This is a genomic window from Micromonospora sp. NPDC047557, assembly GCF_043205095.1.
In the GTDB taxonomy this organism is placed as follows: Bacteria; Actinomycetota; Actinomycetes; order Mycobacteriales; family Micromonosporaceae; genus Micromonospora.
This window is the reverse complement of record NZ_JBIDDK010000019.1, coordinates 100,272-111,478: the sequence shown is the minus strand read 5'-3', so window position 1 is coordinate 111,478 and position 11,207 is coordinate 100,272. Positions and strand designations below refer to the sequence as shown.

4 protein-coding genes are annotated in these 11,207 nt (G+C 69.6%); all 4 read left to right on the top strand.

From position 1 onward, the window contains the following. Nucleotides 1-1,276 precede the first annotated feature (1,276 nt). The 4 genes from ACGGAQ_RS30270 to ACGGAQ_RS30255 all read left to right on the top strand — a co-directional run bounded on the left by ACGGAQ_RS30270 (nucleotide 1,277) and on the right by ACGGAQ_RS30255 (nucleotide 11,067). The gene (locus tag ACGGAQ_RS30270) at nucleotides 1,277-1,912 is read left to right on the top strand and encodes a hypothetical protein (RefSeq protein WP_393055089.1); all 636 of its coding nucleotides are present in this window, start codon (nucleotides 1,277-1,279) and stop codon (nucleotides 1,910-1,912) included. 518 nt (nucleotides 1,913-2,430) lie between these two features. Then, on the top strand, nucleotides 2,431-2,553 hold the full coding sequence (locus ACGGAQ_RS30265) for a hypothetical protein (protein ID WP_393055087.1): 123 nt from the start codon (nucleotides 2,431-2,433) through the stop codon (nucleotides 2,551-2,553). Between the two features lie 472 nt (nucleotides 2,554-3,025). After that, on the top strand, nucleotides 3,026-6,142 hold the full coding sequence (locus tag ACGGAQ_RS30260) for a hypothetical protein (protein ID WP_393055085.1): 3,117 nt from the start codon (nucleotides 3,026-3,028) through the stop codon (nucleotides 6,140-6,142). Next, nucleotides 6,139-11,067: a DEAD/DEAH box helicase gene (locus ACGGAQ_RS30255; protein ID WP_393055083.1), complete on the top strand. Its 4,929-nt coding sequence runs from the start codon at nucleotides 6,139-6,141 to the stop codon at nucleotides 11,065-11,067. Before ACGGAQ_RS30260 ends, ACGGAQ_RS30255 begins: the two co-directional genes overlap by 4 nt. The last annotated feature ends 140 nt before the right edge of the window (nucleotides 11,068-11,207 follow it).

Below are 11,207 nucleotides of genomic sequence, written 5' to 3'. Positions count from 1 at the left end.
CCAGCCGTGGTGGCTGGGGTATCTCGACGCCGGCGCCGATGACAGCATCTTCCCGATGCGCCCGCGGTACGTGCGGCGGAACTACGTACGTGCCACCGGAAGCCGGTGGCGGTAACTAGCCCGATGTCGCTGAGGTCTCCGCTCGCGAACATCGCGTAAGCACTGACCGTGCATCGATGTGCGGCCGCGATCGGGGGAGCAGGTTGGGAGCAGTTGGATGCACTGAACGGCGTTGACGCCGCCCAGGAAGCGCCGCTGGTGGCAGCGCCGCGGTAAGGGCGGCAGGTGCTCGTTGGGTGACAACAGCCGGGCGCACTCGGCCCCCGCTACCGAGGGTCTGCCGGTCGCAAAGAGCGGCTGGATGTCTTCGCCGGTCTATCCTAGGACGCTCTGCAGTCTGTGTTTTCTCTCAGACCTTGCAGTCTGGGTGGACGGGGCGGCAGGGCGGGTCTTTGACCGTTTGCCGTAACGGACCCGGTAACTGCAATGGCTCGGCGGCGGGGGAGTGGCTGACATGGGATGGCATTGGGACGTGATGCGCGATGTCGTTCTGTCCGCATCTGCAGACGTATCAATCGGTTCTGACATGCCGTGACAGAATCGTTGTAAACTGGGGGTCAAGGGGTCGTCGGTTCGAATCCGGCCGTCCCGACCGGTTGACCTGGGGAGATGAAGATCCTCTCCGGTAACGGCGGTAACATCCGGTAACGGATGATCTTTGTTGGCGGTAACCGCGTGGGCGGTTGGTCGTCAGCGCGTGCGCTGTACAACGCTCTGACCTGCCGCTTCATCTGCGTCTTGGATGAGGCGGCATTTTGGTTTCTTGATTCCGCGTCAAGCGCTGCAGATGTTGCCAGCTGTCGGTACACCGGGTGTTTCGACGAGCCTAAATGCGAGGCACGATCCTTGGCGCTCTCTGGTCCTGGGCTTCACGAGTTGACCGGTGGACAGTGAAGGAACCTGTCATCCCGTCGACGGAGAGGGCGACGTCGGCCTGGCTCGGGCGACTACTTCCTGAGCATTCGATGATGGCGGTGTCGGCTTGGGCCAGGATCGGCAGGCCGTACAGCGGTGTGGCCAGAACCGGTCGGCAGTGGTCGAGTTCGACGTAGACCACTTCGCCCGTGATCGTGGCGGCCCGGTACGTCGCGCTCGATGATCAGCTTTCGCCAGCGGTATCGATGAAGGCCGCGACCTAGTCCTGAGCGTCCCGGTCGCCGAGCCGGCGCGGGCCTCCTCAACGGCCGAGTTGCGGGCACCCGAAACACTTCAGCGCATGGATGCCGCGCTTCCGCTCCTCGGAGCCACGAACGCCTGGATTACTCCGCCGGTGGCTATCTCCGTAACCGCGCTGATCTTTACGCTCGCATCGTTTTGGTGGATGCAGGTCCGCCGCGGTCGCCTGCGCGTGGAGACAGGGCACGTGTTCAGCGGCGCCATCACCAGGAGCAAGATCGTGCTCGACATACCCCTGGTCTTCCATAACCCGGCCCCCGCCTCCCTCGTGGTCGCCGACATCAAGCTGCGCCTGAGCGGCGGCGCCGGCGACGAGAACTCCCCGGACCACGAGGCGCTGCCCAAACGGATGTTCTGGATCGCCTTCCACGGGTCCGTCTACCCAGAATCGGACAAGCACCGGCAGTACGCCATGCCGTTCGCCGTCGAGGGCCGCAAGTCGGTCGAGCGGGTGATCGAGTTCCAGTGGGACACCCCGGAGAGCCAACTGGAGGATGGTCCCTACACCGCCACCGTAGAGGTGCTGGTCCTGCCGCAACGTTGGGGGCAGCGACGATGGCACACCACATGCACCTTTTCCTTGCGAACCGACCTGTGGTCCGGAAACCGGAACGCGCTCATTCCTCGAACCAACGACCCCGAGTTCTACGAGGCCATCAAGGACGTCACCGGCTAGACCAATACGCGTCACGGCCTCGCCTAACGGCAGATCACCACGCCAAACTCCTGCGCCGGTTCGCAACCTGGCACGTCCTGCCCCCGGCTCCGGGGCTCGCGCCGAGACTCGGCCGATCACCCCGGTCGGACGCCGCTACGCCGGCGAGCAGATCAGCAGGGCCGCCGACCTGCTCGAGTGGCTGGCCGCCCGTGGCCGCGCGCTCGCCGACTGCGGTCAGGCCGACGTCGACGCGTGGGCGGCCACGGGCACAGCGTCAGCGACCGCGTCACCGTCCGGGCGTTCCTACAGTGGTCGGCCGCGAACCGGCTCAGCCCACGGTCCGAGCTGTCGGCAGCCCAAGGACCGGCCACCGCGGCGCTGCCCGAGCGCGGCCGCACCGCCACCGACCGCGAATCACGCTGGCTGTTCCCCGGCAGGCGCTGGCCGACCGCTCCAGCCCCGCACCCTATCGCCGCTGATCCACGGTCTCGGCGTCCCCACCACCGCCCGCCGCGATCCGCCAGCACGTGCTCGACATGCCCGCCCCGATCGTCGCCACCGCACTCGGCTACCACCACGTCACCACCGCCCGCCTCGCCGCCGACGCCGGCACCACCTGGTTCAGCTACGCCCCCACCGCTCGGGCGGACACGGCCTGACGCGTCCTAGGTCCAGTGATCCGAGTGCCGGGCAGCCCCTCACCGGCCTCCAGGTGCACCGGCCCGCCAAGCGCCCGAATCACCGCTGCCAGTTCTCACTCCCCCGAGTGGGGCGGCGTCCGACCTGACCTGTCCACCCCTGCCGCCGACCGGGCCCACCCCGATGACCGATCGGGCAGGGCGGATGCTGAGGCGTCGGTTTGGCCTTGAACACGCCTTGGCTTGCTTGCATAGTCGCCCTACCGCGCTGACGACCCCAATCCAGAAAAGGGAGACCGTGTCACACGCATCCGAGATACTTCGGCTCCGGGAAGCCGAGTGGGCGCCAGCCCTGCGCGCGGTGTCACTGGTTGCCGAGATTGACGCACCGGAGGACCACGCCAAAGAGGTCATCCGCGCCCTGGGACGGGTCTTTTGGTATTGCAAGCCCCTAGAGCGGCAGCGGTTGCTCACCCGTCACTACCCCGCGTGCTTGGTCGTCGGCCTGGCTGGGATCGGTGCCGTCGGGTACGAACACGGCGACTACTGGAGCGCCGTCCACAACGAGGCGCCGGGCCAGGTCGACCAGACGTTCTGGGGGAGGGCCTTCCGCCTCAACCTCGACCACTTCCGGCTGGCTCGGTTTCCTGGTCTGCCGCAGGTCTACGTCGGTGAGATCCTCATGCATGCCGGGGTCCCCGCGTACTGCCTCGGTGACCTGCTGAATCTCCTCCTGCACCGCCAGTCCCGTGAGCCCGGACTCACTGGCGAGAGCTTTCTCGCCTGGGCGCTCGCGCCCGGCCGGGAGTCGCGTCTGAACGGGACCGACAAGCCGGTGCAGCGGTTCATCCAGCGCGGCGAGGACTACGCCGCGGACCTTGTCGACCGCTGCCTCGACCTGTTGGAGCGGCTGCGGCAGCCGGGGTTCACCGCCGACGGACTCGGACTGTCCCCACATCTGATTGCCAAGGCCCACGCCCTTGCGGAGGCGAAGCAGCTCGACTGGACGGGCAGCTCGGAGCGCATGGCATCGGCTGCGGTGGCGGTGCAGCAGCGCCCCCACCTGGAGTTGGAGCCGTTCGGCCGTGGCCTGATGGTGTGGTTGCCGCCGGTCCACGACGCACCGGACGGTCGCGTCATGTGGCAGTTGCGCTTCGATGGCGAGGTCGAGTCGGTCGTCAGCCAGTCGCGCTGGCCCGGCACCAGCGAGACGGCACCCGCAACGGTGGTAGCCATCGCACGCCCCGCGCGTCAGGCGACGGTGGAGTTGGCCGGCTACGACCAGGAGTACGAGCTGGACGTGGTCGACCCGCGGGATCCCCTGTTGGTCTTCACCGAGGACGGCCGACGGGTGCCGGCGACCGCCGGCCTGCCGCCTGAGCCGGTCTGGTTGCTGTACCCGCAAGAGAGCGACGGCGGTAGGCCGCTCGAGCTGCAGGTGGATGGCGACCTGGTCGACACGTACGACGTGCCGGCGCCGTACGGCTGGCTCGGCTGGACGCTGCGCCGCGCCGACCTTCGCCAGGTGTCGCAGCTGCGGCTTGGTGGCGGAACGCCCCGCCGGGTCAAGGGTGCCCGCCGCGCCCAACTGCAGCTCGCCCAGCCATTGCCCGGAGTGAGCAGCCTCGCCGGCGCACCGGTGATCGCGACGGCCCCGCGGCTGACCCTGCCGACCGAGCCCGGCGTGAGCACCGACTGGTCGATCCGGGTCCGCCGACCCGGCTCCGGTCAGCTCCTGCATACCGAGAGCCTCTCCGCCGACCGAGACACGACGGTCGACCCGTGGCGGGACCTTGCCCGCCCCTTGGTCGGCCCCTACGAGATCACCGTTCGGGGTCCGCTTGGCCGCGGCCTGGCCCGCACGTTGGAGTTCGCCGAGGGGCTGTCCGTCATCTCCCACCCCGCCTGGCGAGAGATCACGGCGGACGGGCTGGAACCGGCCACCGTAGGAGCCGACGCCACCCTGCCCGACCTGTCGGTAACGCCCCCAATGACCCACCTGGGCCCCGCCGACACCGCTGTCGAGCTGCAGCTCGACAGCCCGGGCGGCGCGACCACCGTACGGGTAACGCCCGCCCACATGGCGCTTCAACGGCTTGGCGGAGGCAGCCGCGGCGAATGGTCCCTGCAGCCACTGCGTCTGGACACCGAGACGATCGGTGAGGGCGAACTACTGGTGCGGCTGCCGCGGGCGGCGGACGCGCGGCTGATCGTCCGTTCCGGGGGCCGCGAGCTGCAAACTGTTTCGTCTGGAGCGACCTATGGGCAGCCGATGGCCCGGTTCCCGCTCGCGGCCATCGCCGACACGGTCGGCGCCCACGGGCTCGCCCAGCTTGATGTCCGCTTTGACGGGCATGACTTCCCAGCAGCGCGCTGCGTACCTCGACGCCTCGCCAGCGCGGTGCACCTCGAGGACGACCGGCTGGTGCTGGTCGACGGCGTGCGGGCCGAAGGGCTGACGGCCGCGCTGTACCAGGTGTACGCGCCGTGGGAACCGCCGTACCTCGCACGCCTCGGCGCGGACCTGGTCAGCGACCCACTGCCCACCCGGATCACCACGGCGGGGCCCCTCGTGGCGCTGCTGCGCATCGAGGATCCGTGGTTGCCGTCGGACTGGCCGGAGTGGCCCGGCCCCGACAATGCCTTCAACCTCACCGAGCTGAAGTGGGAGCCGACCGGCCAGGACCCCGCGGGTGAGGCGGTCTCGGCGTACCTGGCCGGAGCAGGTGCCCTGCCCGACCGACCGGACATCGCGCCGCTGCTGTTCGACCTCTACCCGCGTGCGGACGACCTTTATGCCCGAGGTGTCACGGCCAACATCCGGGGCGCCGCGGCGCTCCTGCGCCCGCATCCCGCCGCCGCGCTGGCCGCGCTTACCAAGCACCGCGCCTCGGCCGACCAGGTGGTCGCGCCCCTGGTGCACTCCGGGCTGATCGCCCTGCCTCCCGACAGGTACGTCAGTGCGGCCGACGAGGCGCGGCTCTGGACGGCGAGCCCGCTGGCCGCAATACTCGCCTCGGCCCACCGGCTGCCTGACATCGGCTCCCACGCCGACCTGGGCGAACAGATCACCGCGGTGTGCGGGGAGGTGGCGGCGGACCTGCTCGCCGGCGGCCCCGACCCGTACGAGACGGTCGGCAGGTTCGACCAGTCGGCCGAGGTGTTCGCGTTGCTGCCGGCCGAGGAACGCGACCGGGTGTGGCGGGCGATGCGCGTCGTTCCCGGCGGCCTGCTCGACGCCGACGAACGGATGGTTGCGGCCCGCCACCTGTTCGAGGTAAGGGTGCGGCCCGGCCTGGGACGGCTCTCCAGCAATGCAGAGGGGCTGCTGCGCGCCCTGCAAAAGCCCTTGGCCGAGTGCGGCGGCCCACGGGTGGTGGCCGCGCTACAGGCGCGCAACCCGACTCGAGGGTGGCTCGCTCTCCCCGCGCTGTCGCTGGCGTTCGCCTTCGTGGCGCGGCTGGCCGCCCGAGGGCACGCGGCCCCGGCCGGGCTGCTGCCACGAATCCTGCCCCTACACGCGACGCTCGCCCGCAGCGCACCCCGTCTCGTGGCCATCGACCTTCTCCTCGCGGAGTTCCTCCTGACCGGAGCCGGAGCAGCCGAATGATCCTCGACCCCCTCGCCACCAGCGACGCGATCGTCTCCACCTACCGGCGCTATCTTCGTTCCCTCGTGGAGCCGAAGGATCCCCGGCTCGCGAGCGCGCTCGAAGCTGCGATCGGCGACGCGATCAACCAGGAGATCACAAAGGGGCCACTGCTCGAGGCGACCCCGCCCTACGTCACCAGCGCCACACCCCGTCAGCTCATCGACGCTGGCGTGCTCGATCCCGGCATCGCCAGCCTGGGCGCCGGGCTAGCCATGGACCGTCCGCTCTACCAACACCAGGAGCGGGCGATCCGGAAGGCAACCGCAGGGCGCAACATCGTCGTCGCTACCGGCACCGGATCCGGCAAGACCGAGAGCTTCCTCATCCCCATCCTGAGCCAACTGATGGCCGAACGTGCGGCGGGCAGCCTCGGGCCTGGCGTGCGGGCGCTGCTGCTGTACCCGATGAACGCGCTGGCCAACGATCAGATGAAGCGGCTGCGGGGCCTGCTGGCCGAGGCGCCGGACATCACCTTTGGCCGGTACACGGGTGAGACCCGCCGGAGTCGCCGGGAGGCCGTGGAGGTCTTCGAGCAGCAAAACCCTGGCGAGCGGCCGCTGCCCAACGAACTGCTCAGCCGGGAGGAGATGCAGCAGCGACCGCCGCACCTCCTGCTGACCAACTACGCCATGCTCGAATACCTGCTGCTGCGGCCCTTGGACATGGACCTCTTCGAGGGTGAGCACGCCGGGCACTGGCAGTTCATCGTCGTCGACGAGGCGCACGTCTACGACGGGGCTCGCGGGGCCGAGCTGGCGATGCTGCTGCGCCGACTCGCCGACCGGGTGGATTCGGGCCGACCGGTGCAGTGCATCGCGACGAGCGCGACCGTCGGTAGCGACATGGGAGCCGTGGTCGACTTCGCTGCCTCCCTCTTCCCCGTCCCCTTCGAGTACGACCCCGCCGATGAGGCGAGGCAGGACGTCATCACCGCCGACCGGGTCCAGCTGCCGCCCGGACCCGAGTGGGGACCCCTGCCCGCCACGGCGTACGAGAAACTGCTAAATGCGCCGGACCCCGCCGGCGCCGTCGTAGCCCTCGCCCGCGAGCACGGGTACGCCGGGGACGACCCCGCCGAGGCACTGGCGTACGAGCAGCGCGTTCGCCGGCTCAAGGCGCTGCTCGCCCACGGGCCGATACCGCTGCACGAGGTCGCCCAGGCCCTGTTCCCCAGTAGCGACGCGTCCGCGACCGCGTCGATGGTCGCCCTGGCCAACAGCATCCACGATAAGGACAGCACACCGGTGCTCTCCGCCCGCTACCACCTCTTTGCCCGCGCGACGGAAGGGGCTTTCGCCTGCCTCGGAGCCAACGGGCCGCACGTCAGTCTGACCCGGCACGAGCGCTGCGGACGGTGCGGCGACGCCGCCTTCGAGTTCGGCACTTGCCGCCGCTGCGGCACCGTCTACCTGATGGGCACGCTGGAGCGGGTCGGCACCTTCACCGTGTTCCGGTCCCGCCGCTCCCGCGACGAGCAGCAGGTGTGGATGGCGCTGGTCGACGAAGTGGCGACCGACGAGGACGAGGAGATGTTCAGCGGTGCTGCCCAGGCGGCCGGCGAGATGGGCGCGCTGTGCACCCGGTGCGGGGTGTTCCAGATCGGTAAGGCGGCCAACTGCCCGCGCTGCCCGGACGGCGCCGTGCGCGCGGTTCGTTTCCTACGGCAGCGCAGCGACGAGCTCACGGCCTGCCTCGCGTGCGGCGGACGCGGAGCCGGCCTGATCCGACTCTTCGCCAGCGGTAACGAAGCCTCCGCCTCGGTCCTGGCGACCGCCCTCTATCAGAAGCTGCCCGTGGCCTCCGATCCCGTTCAGCAAGGCCTGCGAGGCGGCGGGCGCAAGCTGCTGCTGTTCAGCGACAGCCGGCAGTCTGCGGCGTACTTCGCGCCGTATCTCGAAGACTCCTACGAGCGGGTGCAGCGTCGGCGGCTGCTCCACGAGGGTGCCGTCGCCGCTGCGGCGGCCGACGACGAGGTTCGCCTCACCGACGTCGTCTACCACACCTCCCGAGTAGCCGACCGGTACGGCATCTTCGAACGGCGGCAGAGCCGACAGACTCGGGAGCGGCAGGTCGCCCTCTGGGCGCAGGTCGAGGCTGTCGGCGTTGACGAACGCAACTCCCTGGAGGGCAGGGGACTCATCGCCTGGGACATGTCCCGCGACCCTGCCTGGCTACCACCCCAGCCGCTGCTTGCCCTCGGCCTCAGCGACGAAGAGGTCTGGGCGCTGCTCGCCGAGTTGATCCGATCGATTCGGCTCCAGGGCGCCGTCGGCGCCCTGGACGGAGTGGACCCCCGCGACGAGGCGTTCCAGCCGCGGCTCGGCCCGATCTACGTACGCGGCACCGGCTCCGACGCGCGCCGCAAGGTGCTCAGCTGGCTGCCGACCAGGGGGACCAACCGGCGGGCCGACTTCGTGACCCGCGTGCTTGCTCGGCTCGACCGGCAGGCGGACCCGATCCAACTGCTGGAGGGCGTGTGGCGCCTGCTGACCAAGGGGCCACAGGCCGAGTGGCTGATCGCCGGCACCGAAGCCGGCATCGGGCAGGTCCACCAGCTCGACTCCGCCCTGATCACCTGCACGCCGACGGCCGGCGGCCTGACCATGTGGCAGTGCAGCAGGTGCCGCAAGCTCACCCCGTTCAACGTGCGCGCTACCTGCCCCACCATGGCCTGCACCGGCGATCTCGAACCTTGGACGTCCCCTGCTGCGGACACCGACCCGGACCACTACCGCAACGTCTATCGGGACATGAACCCAGTGCCGCTGCGCGTGCTCGAACACACCGCCCAGTGGACCAGCGAACGAGCCGCCGAAATTCAGCAGCAGTTCGTCCGCGGCGAAGTCAACGCCCTCTCCTGCTCCACCACGTTCGAACTCGGCGTCGACGTCGGTGAGCTGCAAGCCGTCATGCTGCGCAACATGCCTCCGACCACCGCGAACTACGTCCAACGGGCCGGCCGGGCCGGCCGCCGAACCGATTCAGCCGCGCTCGTGCTCACCTATGCCCAGCGCCGCTCGCACGACCTCTCCCGTTTCGCCGAGCCCGACCGGATGATCGCCGGCGAGGTTCGGGCGCCGTACGTGCCCCTGACCAACGTGCGGATTGATCGGCGGCACGCCCACTCCGTCGCGCTCGCCGCATTCTTCCGGCACCAATTTCGGTCCCACGGCACCATCTGGCGAACGGCAGGGGAGTTCTTCCTGCCAGGTGACGACGGGATCGCCCCAGTCACGTTGGTCCGCGACTTCCTCAACCCAGTTCCTGGGCGGGTCACCGACTCGCTGCGGCAGGTGCTGCCGGCCGAGGTGCGCGACATCATCGGCGTCGACTCCGAAGAGTGGGTCGAGCACCTGGTCGACCTGCTGGAGTCGGTCCGGGCCGAGCTGCAGCAGGATGTCGACACGTACGAGCAGAAGCGGCAGGAGGCCTTCACTGCCCGCCAGGACGACAAGGCCGCGCGGTACGGCCGCGTGATGAACACGATCACTCGCCGCGAACTGCTCGGGCTGCTTGCCAACCGAAACGTCCTGCCAAAGTACGGGTTTCCCGTCGACACCGTCGAGCTGCGGCTGGCCTTCGCGGACGCCCCCATCGCCAAGCAACTAGAGCTTTCCAGAGACCTCTCGTCGGCCATCTATGAGTACGCACCCGGTGCAGAGGTCGTCGCCGGGGGACTGGTCTGGCAGTCGGCTGGCCTGTACCGGCTGCCCGGACGCGACCTCGAGCGACGCTACTACGCGGTGTGCGACGGATGCGGCCACTACCGCGACTCGATCGACCGCCTCGACCAGGAGTGCCCGGCCTGCGGCTCCGCCCTCGTCGGCGTACCCCGTCAGTACGCCATTCCCGTCTTCGGCTTCGTCGCGGCGCGCGGTACGGGCCGGCGACCCACCAGCGCGCCGCGCCGGGCCTGGCACGGCGCGATCCATGTCGTGTCTCCCGGCGCTGAGCTCTACGCGGACAAGTTGGACCTCGCCGGCGGCGCGATCACCATCCGGGCCGGTGCCCGGGGCGAGCTGGTGGCAATCAGCGACGGTGCGATGGGACGCGGCTTCCTCGTTTGCGCGACCTGTGGCTTCGCCGGCCGGGCCATCGACGGTCGGGTTGACCACCAGAGTCCGCTCAGCGGCCGCGAGTGCCGTGGCCGCATGGAGAACTTGTCGCTGGCCCACAAATATCAGACGGACGTCCTCGACCTGAGCTTCGATGGTGCCGTCGTGGTCGGAGTCGAGGACAACGCCTGGCGATCGGTCGCGTACGCACTGGTGGAGGGGGCGGTGCGCGCGCTCGAGATCTCCCGCGACGACATCGACGCGACGATCTACCGAACCGAAGCCGGCCGCAGCGTGATCATGCTGTACGACACCGTGCCCGGGGGAGCCGGCCACGTCCGGCGCATCGCTGAGCGGCTGCGGGACGTACTCAACCATGCCCTGCAGCGGGTCCGCGACTGTGAATGCGGCCCGGAGACCAGCTGCTACCGCTGCTTGCGGGTGTTCCGCAACGAGCGCTACCACGAGCAGCTACGTCGCGGCGTGGCGGCGGACGTGCTCAGCCGCCTCCTCGGCAAGCACGACCAACCGCCCGTCGGGGCCTTGCGGGTATTGCTCTCGGACGTCGGGCCCGCGCTTACCGCGACTCGCCGATTCCTGGTGACGGAGGCGCCTGGCGAGGTCTTCGAGCCCGTCACCTCCGGGCAACTCGACCTCTACGAAGGTCGTGTCGTTCTCGCCCGCCGTGCCGGCGACGCCGCGGTGGGGCGGCTATGGCTCCGGCGCGATGCCGATGGTGTGGTCGGGGCGGGCCTGCAGCCGATAGCCGGAGCGCCGCTGGATGACGGTGCAGACGATCTCATGCTGATTGGTGTTGCTGTGTGGTGATGTGGCGCTGGCTGCGGCTCCGCATGCCCCTGCCTGGTCGCCGCCGTGGGCCGTGGCCCCGGCAGAGCGTGGTGACTTCAACAGTCTGCACCCGCTGATGCAACTCGTTTGGAGAGGTGGTCGAGTCCTATGGGGCGATC